The sequence below is a fragment of the Reella acinonychis genome (assembly GCF_052828705.1).
This window is the reverse complement of record NZ_CM128256.1, coordinates 1,859,421-1,873,821: the sequence shown is the minus strand read 5'-3', so window position 1 is coordinate 1,873,821 and position 14,401 is coordinate 1,859,421. Positions and strand designations below refer to the sequence as shown.

12 protein-coding genes are annotated in these 14,401 nt (G+C 38.7%); 5 read left to right on the top strand and 7 right to left on the bottom strand.

What is annotated here, in order from left to right; translation table 11 throughout:
- Nucleotides 1–21 precede the first annotated feature (21 nt).
- Nucleotides 22–807, bottom strand: a complete 786-nt coding sequence (gene allE / locus ACUXZ4_RS09155) for a (S)-ureidoglycine aminohydrolase (protein ID WP_464972896.1) — start codon at nt 805–807, stop codon at nt 22–24.
- An 86-nt stretch (nt 808–893) separates the two neighbouring features.
- Here allE and ACUXZ4_RS09150 point away from each other — a divergent pair, with 86 nt between their 5' ends.
- The gene (locus ACUXZ4_RS09150) at nt 894–1,754 is read left to right on the top strand and encodes an alpha/beta hydrolase fold domain-containing protein (protein ID WP_464972895.1); all 861 of its coding nucleotides are present in this window, start codon (nt 894–896) and stop codon (nt 1,752–1,754) included.
- Between the two features lie 53 nt (nt 1,755–1,807).
- Here ACUXZ4_RS09150 and ACUXZ4_RS09145 read toward each other — a convergent pair whose 3' ends face one another.
- Entirely contained in the window at nt 1,808–3,139 is a 1,332-nt protein-coding gene (locus ACUXZ4_RS09145) for an NCS1 family transporter (protein ID WP_464972894.1), read from the bottom strand.
- Nucleotides 3,140–3,186: 47 nt separating this feature from the next.
- A complete protein-coding gene (gene allB, locus ACUXZ4_RS09140) occupies nt 3,187–4,593 on the bottom strand; it encodes an allantoinase AllB (protein ID WP_464972893.1) in 1,407 nt (468 codons plus the stop codon).
- Nucleotides 4,594–4,851: 258 nt separating this feature from the next.
- Here allB (ACUXZ4_RS09140) and ACUXZ4_RS09135 point away from each other — a divergent pair, with 258 nt between their 5' ends.
- From ACUXZ4_RS09135 to ACUXZ4_RS09120, 4 genes are all read left to right on the top strand, one after another.
- Nucleotides 4,852–5,598, top strand: a complete 747-nt coding sequence (locus ACUXZ4_RS09135; RefSeq protein ID WP_464972892.1) for an oxamate carbamoyltransferase subunit AllH family protein — start codon at nt 4,852–4,854, stop codon at nt 5,596–5,598.
- A 143-nt stretch (nt 5,599–5,741) separates the two neighbouring features.
- Nucleotides 5,742–7,115 (top strand): allantoinase AllB, encoded by a 1,374-nt coding sequence (allB, locus tag ACUXZ4_RS09130; RefSeq protein WP_464972891.1) that lies wholly within the window; start codon nt 5,742–5,744, stop codon nt 7,113–7,115.
- A 2-nt stretch (nt 7,116–7,117) separates the two neighbouring features.
- A complete protein-coding gene (locus ACUXZ4_RS09125; RefSeq protein ID WP_464972890.1) occupies nt 7,118–8,470 on the top strand; it encodes an NCS1 family transporter in 1,353 nt (450 codons plus the stop codon).
- A 78-nt stretch (nt 8,471–8,548) separates the two neighbouring features.
- Nucleotides 8,549–9,769 carry a dicarboxylate/amino acid:cation symporter gene (locus ACUXZ4_RS09120; RefSeq protein WP_464972889.1) on the top strand — a complete coding sequence of 407 codons (1,221 nt, stop codon included), beginning with the start codon at nt 8,549–8,551 and terminating at the stop codon, nt 9,767–9,769.
- A gap of 67 nt (nt 9,770–9,836) precedes the next feature.
- Here the strand turns inward: ACUXZ4_RS09120 and ACUXZ4_RS09115 are convergent, their stop codons facing one another.
- From ACUXZ4_RS09115 to leuB, 4 genes are all read right to left on the bottom strand, one after another.
- Entirely contained in the window at nt 9,837–10,832 is a 996-nt protein-coding gene (locus ACUXZ4_RS09115) for an amidohydrolase family protein (protein WP_464972888.1), read from the bottom strand.
- 275 nt (nt 10,833–11,107) lie between these two features.
- Nucleotides 11,108–11,710, bottom strand: a complete 603-nt coding sequence (leuD, locus tag ACUXZ4_RS09110; protein WP_464972887.1) for a 3-isopropylmalate dehydratase small subunit — start codon at nt 11,708–11,710, stop codon at nt 11,108–11,110.
- Between the two features lie 9 nt (nt 11,711–11,719).
- On the bottom strand, nt 11,720–13,129 hold the full coding sequence (leuC, locus tag ACUXZ4_RS09105; RefSeq protein ID WP_464972886.1) for a 3-isopropylmalate dehydratase large subunit: 1,410 nt from the start codon (nt 13,127–13,129) through the stop codon (nt 11,720–11,722).
- Nucleotides 13,130–13,267: 138 nt separating this feature from the next.
- Nucleotides 13,268–14,347: a 3-isopropylmalate dehydrogenase gene (gene leuB / locus ACUXZ4_RS09100; protein ID WP_464972885.1), complete on the bottom strand. Its 1,080-nt coding sequence runs from the start codon at nt 14,345–14,347 to the stop codon at nt 13,268–13,270.
- Nucleotides 14,348–14,401 lie beyond the last annotated feature (54 nt).

Below are 14,401 nucleotides of genomic sequence, written 5' to 3'. Positions count from 1 at the left end.
TCGTTTTCTCCTTTTTTATAATTAAAGTTCAATATCGCGATTACATTCTTTTGAATAAATGTAAACAAAATCTTCGTCGCCAACAGCATAACAAGCTTGTGGGCAATAAGAATCCATAAAGACGTAGTCGTCTTTTTTCACTGGAATCCATTCATCATCTAAACGGTACATACCTTTACCTGATAAGAATAACATACCATGTTCTTGGAAATGGGTTTCAATGTAACCATGAGATGCACCTGGTTTGAAAAGCAAAATGTGCATATTCATATCAAAACCAAAGTCTTGTGCAGCAGGTAATAAATCTTTGATTAAGCAAGTTTCCATACCTTCATATTGAACATATTCAATCTCATTTACATTACCCACAACTGTTTTGGCTTTTTGATCTTTAAGTGGGGTGTAACGGCGACGATGAATATAAATTTTTGTATCTTCAGATGAATTATTCACAAAACTTAAAACTTGATCTGCAGTTGAGAAAATATAGCCGCCAGTCGTTAATTCCGCTTGTGTTTCTTGGTTTTTAACGGAAAGTTGACCTTTTACACAATACACAAACACTTCAATGCCATCGCCACCTACTTGCGTGCAACCGCCTGTAGGATGAACAACAGCAATATAATCAGCAAAAGATGCGCCTAAAGCTGGTGACGATAAAAAGCTAATATCACAATTATGGTAATAAGGAATACTATTTCTTACTAAACCATCAGTTTCTAAGATAACAAAATTATTTTTACGGATGACAGAACGAGTTGTGAGCAAATCTTCTCTATAACCCAACTGTCCATTTAAATAACCCATAATAACCTCCATAGTGACATGAATTTGTATTTATACGATTAGGCTTTATAATGAGCCTCTTTTTTAATTCTTAATAAGTTGGTGATATGTTACAAACAACCCATATTTTAATTGATACGATACAAGTTGTGAACTCAACATTACCGATTTACGCAACCCATTATATTGACGATAAAGTGCCACCTAAAGCCACCTTGGTTTATTTACATGGCGGTGGTTTGTTGTGCGGCTCTCGCCAAGATTTACCTGACTTGCATAAAACTTTTTTTACCCAAGCAGGTATTCAAATTATTGCATTAGATTATCCACTGGCACCTCATGCTCAAGTGGAGCAAATTTTATCAACAGTGGTTCATTCCCTAAAACTATTAAAAAAACAACCGCACTTTAAGGATTTGCCTTATTTTTTATGGGGCAGATCTGCGGGCGCGTATTTGGCTTTATTAACTGCCTCAATCATTAAAGCAGATGAAACATTGCCTCAGCCAAAAGGCGTATTGTCTTTTTATGGTTATGGTTTTCTTACTGATGATTGGTATGATAAGCCGAGTGCCTATTATACCAAATTACCAATCGTTGATGAATGCACATTCCGTCAACTGACTGAACAACCCATGGTAACGGCTGAAAGTCAATATTTTGGCGTGTATATTTATGCTCGCCAAACAGGATTGTGGAAATCATTAATTTATCAAGGACGAGATAAATTCTTTTACCTTGATTATAGCTTGCGAGCGAAAGACTTAACCTTGCCTTTATTTTTCGCGCATTCTACGGGAGATTCTGATGTGCCTTTCGCTGAGTTCAATGCCCTTTGTGCAAAATATCCAGCGGAACGTTTTGTTGCTGCGATTGATGCACATGATTTTGACCGCGATGAACAATCTAATACAACCCAAGAATTATTACATGCCAGTCTTAACTTTATTCAAAAAGTTAATGATTAATCAATCGAAAGTGCGGTGTAAAAATCCTTCGTTTTTCACCGCGCTTTTTGCGATTATTTGTCTTCTAAAATAGTTCCTTCTCTGAAGCGTTTGCTTGAAGGTAAGAATTTCATACCAAAATAGTAAACCAAACCAGTTGGAATGGTTGCAGTTAAGAATGAAATATCGGCGTTGAATAAACCGATGATCGCACCCACTACAATCGCAAGGATCGCCGCCCAGTTCACACCGTTGCGATTACCTTTCTCATCATATAATTCGTCCACATTGATTTTTTGTTTACGTAAAATGTAGTAATCAACCACTAACACCGCAAAGATTGGACCGAAGAATACAGTGTAAATTAGCACGAATAAGTCAACGCCAGCAGAAGATTCATCTGAAGTGATTAACCATGGGCAAGTAGCAATGGCAACAAGACCGATTAATACGACCGCTGTTTTATGCTTGATTTTGAAAGCATCCATTAAAGCATAAGCTGGTGGTACCACATTACTTGCAAGGTTTGTTGTCATTTGTGCAAATAAGATGAAGATTAATGTGATGATCACTAAGAATTGGTTGTCAGCCGCTTGTGCGAACGCATTGATTGGGTTGGCGATGCCTGTTGCAGAAGAAATCATTAAGCCGATTAAACCCATGAATACCGTTGTTGGCACCATTGCTAAGAAGTAAACCACACTGCGTTTTGCGGTAGAATAGCCCGGTTTTAATTCACGTACATAGTCGCCCACGTTAAGCATAACTAATACGTTTACGCCAAAGAATGCCACGATTGCACTAATAAATGGCACGCCCCAAGTTCCTTCCTTGTCGATTAAGTTGGTGTGAATTTCACCACCAAATTTTGTCATACAAATATAGAACATATATACAAGAGAAGCCATGATGACACAGGCACCGATATTTTCTAACCATTTTAAGCCATGGAAACCTGTGGTTGAGATCCAAATTTGTAATGCTTGGAATAATAAGAAGAAGAGTACCGTATTGCTATAATCGAATAATGAAATTGAAATTTGGTTAATCGCCGAACCACCTAACCAACTTTGTACACCGTACCATACAATCGCTGGCAACCCACGCAACATGGCAGGTAAAATGTTACCTTTTGTACCGAATGCACTTTTTAGTTGTACGGCATAAGGGATACCCGTTTTATAGCTAAGTTGGTCATTGATACCTAGACATAAAATAAGTAGTAAGGAACCAATTACCATGGCTGTAAAAGCTTGAGTGAGGTTTAAGCCTTTTTCTAATTGACCAGATCCCAAGGCGAATGTACCGATAGATACGCAGCCGCCAAGCCACAAGAATAAATATGAGGTTAATCCCATAATCCGTTTATTTTCTGGGATAGGTTGTAAGTTTGTTTTTTCAGACATATGGTTCTCCTATGTTGAGAATTTTATTATTGTTTTTAGTAAATTGTTTAAGGTTTTACTGGACGAATAAAGGCACCGTGTCCCACCGCATCTTGTTTATACATACCATTTTCAGCCACTAAACGACCACGTATAAAGGTATGTGTTGGTGCCCCTTTTCCTTCTAGTCCATTAAAACAAGTAACATGACCTTTGGTAAATAATTTTTCTTGTTCCACTTTCCAAGGTTTATTTGGATCAACAATGACAATATCTGCATCAAATCCAATTTCAAATGCCCCTTTGCGTCCATATAAACCAAATAATTTCGCTGGATTAATGCCCATTACTTTCGCAATCAGGCTTGGGCTGAGATTACGTTGATGAACAACCATGTTGAACATCATCGGGAAGAAAAATTGAATACAGTTTAAACCACCCCAAGCTTCCCAAATATCTTTTGTTTGGTTATCTTTTTCATGATCAGCCGCAGGCGAGTGGTCACTACCTACACAAGAAAGAGTACCGTCAAGGACATAATCCCATAATTTTTCCATGTCTTCTTTTTTACGTAGTGGTGGTGTGCATTTTGCTGGACCACCTTTTTCAAACACGAAATCTTCTGTAAAACCTAAATAATGCGCACAGGTTTCACCAGATACAGGCAAACCTTCATAAATCGCGTCTTTTACCAATTGTGCAACCATTGGGTGCGTAACATGACAAATATGCACTCGACCACCAGTTGCGCGAGACATATCAATCATATTTTTAGTTGCAACATATTCAACCCATACATCGTGCGCATCTAAGAATTCACGAATTTTTTGTTGATTGGTTAACCCTGTTTTTGCTTTTGCTTCTTTTACACGTTCTTTTACTTGACCATATTCTTCACAATGGAAACCTGAAAGGGCGTTATATGGTTTGAGAATTTCTAATGCTTTACGCACATTGCCTAAATTAACGGTTGGGAATAGTTCACCATTTGGACAAGTAAAGCCTTTGAACGCAGCAACGCCACATTCTTGTAATCCCACTAATTCATTGGAATTGGATTTAATTGAATCAAGACTGTCATCGTAATCTCCAACAATACCGCCCCATAGCGCAAAGTCCACATAAGAATGTTGGCTGATACGATCATGTTTTAAGTTGAAAATTTCTTTGTTAATGAGTGACGGATCATTATTCAATGGCATATCAATAAGGGTTGTACAACCTGCCACAACTGCTGCTCTTGAACCTGTTTCAAAGTCTTCTCGGTAATCGAAACCTGGTTCATTTAAATGCGCATGGCAGTCAATAATGCCTGGAAAAATAAGATGACCTTTAGCGTCCACTATTTCTTTTGCTTCAGCTTCTGCTTCAGGCGATAAAAATGCGGCAAATTTGCCATCTTTTACCGCAACCGTTGCAGGATAGATACGATCAGGAGTCACTAACTGTCCATTTTTTACAATTAAATCATACATAGAAATACTCTCTTATTGACAGATAACGGAACTAAATGGAAAAATTCGATCTTGGATGAAAAGGGAATTTTTCCTTAAATTCTAATACATAGTTACTTTTAAGTAAAAAGATAACTAGGATAAATAACACTTCTTATAGGTGATAGATTCATGAAAATATCGCTAGTTGGGACATCGGACTATGTTACAACATTTTTAAATTCGCCTACAATAGCTCAAGTACATAGTATTTTTGCTAAAACGGTTAACCTCTCATTTTTGAAAAAAATTTTTGCATTACAAACAAAAAATAGTTATTTGTCTCCTTTGAGTTTGTTGACGAATTATACAGAAGAGGAATTACAGCAATTAGCTCAGCAGTGGAATGGGGATAAACATGGCGTGGTGAAGATTGAATTTGACCTATCACAAGCCCATATTTATGACTCAAGGCTAACCAGTGTGCCTTTTGAACTCTCCATTTGCAAATATTATAGACAACTGGCAGTGCAGCTATTAAATCAATCCAATAAAGCTGGATTGCGCCATTTGTTGTTATGGGATAAAGCAGATGATTTTGTTTTCCAATCTGTAGGGAAAGTGTTAGCACAAGCAAAATGTGCATTTTTACAACAAAATGAACGAGAATTTGCGCATTATTTGGCAAAATTAATAGGAGTCGGCATAGGATTGACGCCAAGTGGTGATGATTTTTTATCTGGTGTTTTAGCGCTGCTACATAAAATTGGGCTAAAACAGACCGCACTTTTTGCTGAACTTCAATTGGCGATTCAACAAAATTTAGCCAGAACCAATGAGATTAGCGCGGCATTTTTAACCTGTGCATTGGAAAATCATTTCTCGCAACCTGTGATTCATTTTTTTGAACAAAATTCTCCGCAAAATTCCACCGCACTTTTTCAGGAATTTGACCAAATTGGTCATTCGTCGGGAATGGATACCATATGCGGCATTTATTTTATGTCCAAGCTATTAGCGGAAACCACTCTTGATTTAAAATCATAAACAGATTGTGACATAGCTCTCAATAATGAAAATACTTGATTGATTTGATGAAATTAATTAAATATACTCAACCCGATTTGTGCTTAGGTATGACTTTGTACAATTTAACTCACTTATTTTAATATTTCTAAGGAGATCTAGAGATGTATGATCTAGTATTAAAAAATGGAAAAATAGTGTTATCTGATGCTGTATTTGAAGGAACTATTGCCGTTAATAATGGAAAAATTGCAGCAATATTAGACGAATATTCAGAAGTGGATGCGAAAGAAGTTATTGATGTAAAAGGAAATTATATTTTCCCTGGTGCGATTGACACTCATGCACACTTAAATGATCCAGGTTATGAATGGCGTGAAGATTATGCACATGGAACCGCTGCAGCAGCTGTAGGTGGCTATACAACAATTATTGATATGCCATTACAAAATGAACCTGCACTGACAACCGCTGCTATTTTTGATAAGAAAATTGCCAAAGTATCGCCAAGCGCTTATGTAGATTATTGTTTCTGGGGCGGTTTAGTGCCAGATAATTTTGATCATTTAGCTGATTTAGATAAAAAAGGCTGCGTAGCACTTAAATCATTTATTGGTCCTGTTTCGCCTGATTATGCTTCTTTAAACTATGGTCAAACTTATGAAGCCATGCAACGTATCCAAAAATTTGGTGGACGTGCAGGCTTCCATTGTGAAGATTTCTCTACCATTAAATGGCAAGAACAGCGCATGAAAAATGAAGGTCGTTTAGACTGGAAAGCTTTCCTTGATTCTCGCCCGCTTATCGCAGAACTGCTTGCAACCGTTGATATTATTGAAATTGCCAAAGCAACAGGGTGTAAAGCGCATATTTGTCATGTAAGCCATCCTGATGTGGCACAAAAAATTAAAGAAGCACAACAAGAAGGCTATGATATTACCGCTGAAACCTGCGCGCATTATTTAGTGTTTACCGAAGATGACGTGATTGAAAAAGGGCCATTATTTAAATGTGCACCGCCATTACGTTCTAAAGCTGATGTGGATCGTTTGTGGGAATATGTGATTGATGGTACCTTTAGCGGTATTGGTAGTGACCATTCACCTTGTACCTATGAGGAAAAACACACTGAAATTCTTGGTCAAAAAATTGAAAATGTATTTGATGTATGGGGCGGTATCAGCGGTATTCAAAGCTGTGTTCAAGTTGCCTTCTCTGAGGGTTGTGTAAAACGTGGTATCTGCCCAACTGTATTAGCAAACTCAATGGCGAAATTACCAGCAAAAGCTTTCGGCATTTATGGACAAAAAGGGGATATTCGCGTTGGATTTGATGCAGATTTCACTATTATCGATCCTAACCAAGAATGGGAAATCAAAGCAGAAGATTTACAATATGTGAATAAAATGTCTGCTTATGTTGGATTAAAAGGTAAAGGTCTACCTGTTTGCACCATTGTTCGTGGTCAAGTGGTTGCTCAAGATGGAAAAGTTGTCGGAACCAAAGGTTTCGGTAAATTTGTTATGAAAGGAGAATAAAAATGATTGATAACAAAGTACTTAGCCCAGAGTTGGCGAAAGGGATCAATGAAGATCTGCAGCCAACCAAAACACGTATTATGGATAACTTCTCTTATTGGGCAAGTTTCTTAGGTGGCTGTGTGTCTATTGGTACATTCTCAATGGGCGCAAGCTTAATTGGTGCTTTAACTGTGACGCAAGCCATTTTGGCTATGTCAATTGGTTGTGTTGTTATTGCTATTGGCTTAGTGTTAATTGGTAATATGGGGCACAAATATGGTGTGCCATTCACCGTTCAATTGAGAAGTAGCTTTGGTACGACTGGCGTTAAGATCCCGGGGATTTTACGTGGTGTGCCTGCAATCGTATGGTTCGGCTTCCAAAGCTGGGTGGGCGCTGGCGCGATCAATATGTGTTTAAAACTTTTGTTTGGTTTTGATAATTTACCAATTGTTTATGTGCTATTCACTTTATTACAAGTTGGTTTATCAATCGGTGGCTTTAAAGGTATTAAATGGTTAGAAAACGTTTCTTGCGTATTCTTGATTGGTATCTTGGCTTATATGCTTTATGTGGTAAACACACAATTCTCTACAGAAATTGGTAACCGTTTCTCAAGCATTGAAGGTTCTTGGGGGATGCCATTCTGGGCTGCAACCACAGCATTCCTTGGTATTTACTCAACAATGATCTTAAACGCCTCTGACTATTCTCGTCATGTGAAAGAAAAAACAAGTGGCGTGACAACAGGTGTGATCTATGTGCTTTCAATTTTACCTGTTACCTTATTTATGGGATTAATCGGTTTATTAGTGACTGCAGCAACAGGTAATAGTGATCCAATCGAAGTATTTGCTACTGCAATGGATAACAAAGCATTAACTATCATCACATTATTATTTATTGCTTTCGCTCAAGTAACTACTAACGTATTAAACAACATTGTTCCACCATCTTACATTTTAATGGACTCATTCAAAATGAAATGGTCACACGCAACAATTTTGGTGGGTTTACTTTCAATGTGTGTAATGCCTTGGAAACTGGTTACCGCAGAATCAGCAGAAGGTTTATCATTATTCATTAAAATCTACTCTGCATTCTTAGGTCCTATCTTCGCTGTAATGGTAGTTGATTACTATATTTTAAGAAAACAAACCATTAACGTGAATGATATCTATGACAAACAAGGTATCTTCAAAGGCGTTAACTGGGCAGGTATCATTGCCATTGGTGTTGGTTCACTTTGCTCATTAATCGTTGTTGATTTATCTTGGTATGTGAGTTTAATTCCATCTGGTTTAACTTACTTCATTTTAATGAAAGCCCTGCCAAGCTCGGCAAACTTCCGTAAAGGAACGACCTTTGAATAATTAACAAAAAGTGCGGTGTAAAAACAATAAGTTTTGCACCGCACTTTTTTTATCACTCATGTTACATAGGAGCGTTTTATGAAGATAAAAGGTAATACCACATTACAAATTTTTCTTGCGATGGTTTTAGGGATTATTGCTGGATTTATATTCCCTAAATTACTGGTGGAATTTAAATTTATTGGTGATATTTTCTTACGATTAATCCAAATGGGGATTATCTTGCTTGTCATGGGCTCAGTAATTGAAGCTGTTGGTTCATTAAAACGTCAAGAAATAGGCTCTCTTGGCTTGAAAGCGGTCATTGGCTTTGCTATTACGACAACTGTTGCAGCTGTTGTTGGCATTGTGATTGGCAATTTAATTCAACCGGGTGTTGGCATTGATATGTCAAGAGAATTGGTTTCTAGTATCAAGGGAACGGATAAAACAATTACACAAATCATCGTTGACTTTTTCCCAACAAATTTAATCGCTTCTATTTCTTCAGGTAATACAATTCAAGTTATTGTATTTGCGATCTTAGCTGGTGTGGCGGCAAGTATTATTTCGGAAAGTAAGACAGATAATAACTTTTTGCTTTCCATAAAAAGCTTTAATGAAGTGCTATTAGGTGTGATCAAATTGATCATGAAAATTGCCCCATTAGGTATCTTCTGTTTACTTGGCTGGGTAATTGGTAACTATGGGGTGGAAATTATTATCCCACTAGTGAAATTTTTAGCAGCATTTGCGGTATCTACCATCATTATTCTAACGATTTTTATTTCACTAACTTGTGCGATTGTAAAAGTCAGCCCTGCTAAATTAATCCGTAAATTGTTACGCATGGGGATCATGGCATTTACAACGACCTCATCCGCAGTAACTTTACCAGTGAAAATGGAAGATGCAGAAAAGCGTATTGGGGTAAGTAAACGAGTTTCTCGCTTAATCAACCCGTTAGGTATGTCATTAAATAGTGATGGTTTAGCTATTTATTTAGCCTTAGCTTGCATTACTGTTGCGCAATTCTTTGGGGTTGATATGTCCATTAAACAACAATTTATTGTTGTTATTATGTCAACCCTAGCCACATTAGGGACAGTAACTGTACCAGGTGGCGGTTTAGTGGCATTAGCCATTGTCCTACCAACAGTAGGTTTACCAATTGAAGGTGTTGCGTTACTGGCAGGGATTGACTGGTTCTCTGGTATGTTCAGAACTGTATTAAATGTTGTTGATGATGCATTAGTGGCGACAGTTGTTGCTCATACAGAGGGAGAACTTGATCGTAACATTTTTGATAATACACCTTAATTATTTGTAAAAGTGAAAAACGCAGCCTTGAGCTGCGTTTTTTTATAAAGTGCGGTGTATTTTTGCTTTATTTTAATGGATCTAAGCCTAACACTTTACGCCCGTTAATACTTGCAATGTTCACCATTTCTTCTAAATTAGGGAAACGGCAGCCCGCTGCTAATAAACTCAACTCTTGCCACATATCGCCTTCACATAATGGCACCATATAGTCACAGATGTTATCTGTTCCAATTGCCACCGTAATGCCTTCAGGAATCATTTCATCCGCTGGTGTTAAGGCATTGTGGAATGGCATAAGCTCTTCTTTACGGTTACTATCAATCCATGCCATAGGGCAGGCGATCATCATTAATTGCGCTTCACGCATTTTTTTATACAAATTGTAACGATATTCTTTAGAATGTGCACCGATAGAAATACCATGGATCGCCACAACGCGTCCTTGCATGCCATGCTCAATAATTTTGTCGCATAATTGCTCGGTTTCTTTTTCTTTTGGCGTGTTAAATTGGTCAACATGCACATGACACATAATGCCTAGGGACTTGGCTTTATCTAATAAAATATCCATTGCTTCAAGACCACGTCCAAAATCCAACTCATCACGATAAGGCAAGCCACCAATCATATCCACCATTTCAGAACCAATATCAAACCATTTTTTGGCGGTTGGCTCGATAACGCCTTTTAATGTTTGGTTAGCAAATTTCAGTACAATATCACTTTTATAAATTTCACGCGCTTTATGTGCAGCAATGATAGCGCGGTCTTCACAAACAGGGTCAATATCCACAAATGTACCAAATGCCGTAACCCCTTGAGAAATCATTAACTCAATAGCTTGGCAAAAACGCGCATAATAGTCTTCCACAGTAGATGTACGTTTTACTTCATCCACTAAATCCCATTTTTGTTGTAGGTTACAGTTTTGATAAATACTGATTTTCTCTGGTGTCATTGTGAAAGCGCGGTCAGCATGAGCATGCGCATTTACCCAGCCCCCTTTCTTAATAATTTCATCTCGAATAAAGGTTTTAAAACTACGAACGTGGTTTTTCATAAGTGCTCCATAATGATTGAATAGGTGCGGATAGAATGAGCAAGTTTGAATACATGCCTAATAGGGACGTGGTATTAATAGAAAATACGAATGGAATCAATGAGAAAGCATTGATTGATTGAGTTGACATGTTATAAAAAATTCGCTGATTTTTCATTAATAACATTGCTGTCTAGTCCGAGTTGATACTAGAGGCATAGTATAAAACTTTCAGTTTGAAAAGACTAGTCTATCAATAGAAAAAGTGCGGTGAAAATACACCGCACTTTTTGTGTTTACCTCAAAAACGCAGGAATATTTTTTTCGTATTCCGCGATTTTATCTTCATGTTGTAAGGTTAAGCCGATGTTATCCAAGCCGTTTAATAGGCAGTGGCGACGGAATTCATCGAGTTCAAAATGATAGACTTTGTCGCCTGTGGTGACGGTCATTTTTTCTAAATCCACATGAATTTGTTTTCCTTCATTTGCCCAAACCCATTGGAAGATTTCTTCCACTTCTTCTTCGCTTAAACGAATAGGCAACATATGGTTGTTGAGGCTGTTGTTGTAGAAAATATCTGCAAAACTTGGGGCGATCATGACTTTGAAACCATAATCAGCTAACGCCCAAGGCGCGTGTTCACGAGAAGAACCACAACCTAAATTTTTACGTGCTAACAAAATAGTTGCGCCTTGGTATTGAGGATAATTCAACACAAAATTAGGATTTTCCTGTGTGCCTTCTGCGTCGGAATATCGCCATTCGTGGAATAAATGCTTACCAAACCCTACGCGCGTGATAGCTTGCAAAAATTGTTTTGGAATGATGGCATCTGTGTCCACATTTGCCACATCAAGAGGCACCACTAAGCCTGAATGTTGTTTAAAACCTGCCATGTGTTCCTCCTAATTTAATTCTACTTGGCGAATATCAACAAATTTACCAAACATCGCAGCAGCGGCTGCCATCGCTGGGCTGACAAGATGGGTACGTCCATTTCGACCTTGGCGACCTTCAAAATTACGGTTAGATGTAGAGGCGCAGCGTTCCCATTCGCCTAATTGGTCATCGTTCATACCTAAGCACATTGAGCAACCTGGGTTACGCCATTCTGCGCCAGCTTCGATGAAAATTTTATCCAAGCCTTCTTTTTCGGCTTGTTCTTTTACTAATCCAGAGCCGGGCACCACTAAAATGCGTTTTACATTAGCGGCTTTTTTACGGCCTTTCATCACCGCAGCGGCAGCACGTAAATCTTCAATGCGAGAGTTGGTGCAAGATCCAATAAAGACTTGATCAACAGGGATTTCTTTCAGATCTGTATTCGCTTCTAAACCGATATAGGCAAGGGCTTTTTCTGCTGAGGCGCGCACAACAGGATCGACCATTTCTGCTGGATTTGGTACAAGTTGGTCAATGCCGATCACTTGACCTGGATTGGTTCCCCAAGTGACTTGTGGCGCAATATCTTTAGCTTCTAATACAACGACGGTATCGAAATGCGCGCCTTCGTCAGTTTGTAAAGTTTTCCAATATTCCACCGCACTTTCCCAATCCTTACCTTTTGGTGCATGAGGTTTGTCTTTTAAATAAGCAAAAGTGGTTTCATCTGGCGCGATTAAACCGGCTTTAGCGCCAAGTTCAATTGCCATATTACATACTGTCATGCGTCCTTCCATTGAAAGATCGCGAATAGCTTCACCACAGAATTCCACAACATGTCCTGTTCCGCCTGCCATGGTGGTTTTGCCGATAATGGCTAACACAATATCTTTAGCAGTAATACCTGGGTTGACTTTGCCACGCACTTCAATTTTCATATTTTTTGCACGAGCTTGTTTTAATGTTTGCGTGGCAAGAACGTGTTCTACTTCGGAGGTACCGATCCCGAATGCTAACGCGCCAAATGCCCCATGGGTAGCAGTGTGTGAGTCACCACAAACAATGGTCATGCCAGGGAGTGTCAAGCCTTGTTCGGGTCCCATAACATGAACAATACCTTGTTCTTTACTGTTCATATCAAACAAGGAAATCCCCGTTGCTTTACAGTTTTTATCCAACTCAAGTACTTGGATTTTTGCTCGTCCTTGTAATTGTTCTACATCACGCACTTGAGTAGAAATACTATGGTCCATTGTACCGAATGTTTTACCCACTTGGCGTACTTGGCGACCTGCAACTCGCAAACCATCAAAGGCTTGTGGTGAAGTCACTTCATGAATAAGGTGACGGTTGATGTATAAAATTGGGGTTTCACCGTCTGCTTCGTGGACGATGTGGGAGTCGAAGAGTTTTTCGTAGAGGGTTCGTTTCATGGTAGTTACCTGAGTAATTAAGTAGGGACGCGATGTTCGCGTCCGTATCAGTGTTAAAATAATCGTTTTATATGTTTGTTATAAGAATAGCTTTGGTTTCAAAGTAGGCGCCAGCGTGGCGCCTCTACATTCATATTTTTATTCGATTGCTTGAGCGATTAGGTTGCCCATTTCTGCGGTTGAAATTGGTTTTCCTTCATCTGCTAAGTCGGCGGTGCGGTGTCCTTCGGCTAGCACTTTTCTTACTGCATTTTCGATAGCATTAGCAGCGTCGTTTAAGTTGAAACTGTGACGTAGCATCATTGCAGCTGATAAAATTTGGGCAATTGGGTTGGCGATGCCTTTGCCTGCAATATCAGGTGCTGATCCGCCAGCAGGTTCGTATAGACCAAAGCCTTTTTCGTTTAAGCTCGCAGAAGGTAGCATGCCCATTGAACCAGTGATCATTGCACATTCGTCGGAAATGATGTCACCAAAAATATTAGAACAAAGCAACACGTCAAAGAATTCAGGTTGTTTAATAAGCTGCATGGTAGCATTGTCAATGTAAATGTGATCTAATTTCACTTCTGGATAATCTTTTGCCACTTCGCATACTACTTCACGCCATAAAACAGAACTGATTAATACGTTGGCTTTGTCCACAGAGGTAACGTGCTTATTACGTTTCATTGCGGTTTCAAAAGCAACTTTAGCAATACGTTCAATTTCGTAGCGATGATAGACTTCGGTATCGAATGCTTTTTCATTGGCACCTTCGCCTTCACGACCTTTCGGCTGACCAAAATAAATACCACCAGTGAGTTCTCGTACGGTTACCATATCAAAGCCTTTGGCGGAAATGTCTGAACGCAATGGACAGAATTTTTCTAGGCCTTTATAAAGGGTTGCAGGGCGTAAGTTACAAAACAAAGCGAAATGTTTGCGTAAAGGAAGCAATGCACCTCGTTCAGGTTGTTGAGCTGGAGGTAAATTTTCCCATTTTGGTCCTCCCACTGAGCCAAATAGGATCGCATCACTTTCTTCACAGCCTTTTAAGGTGCTTTCTGGTAATGGTGTTCCATGGTTGTCAATTGCAATGCCACCTACATCAAAAGTGCGATAGTTTAATTTGAATTGATATTTTTGTTGTACAACATCTAAAACTTTGATGGCTTCCGCCATAATTTCAGGACCGATGCCGTCACCACTGAGAACTGCGATATTATATGTTTGCATTGTTTTTCCTTTTAAATATTTATTAAATTCTATTTTGTTACTTGCTTACCACAT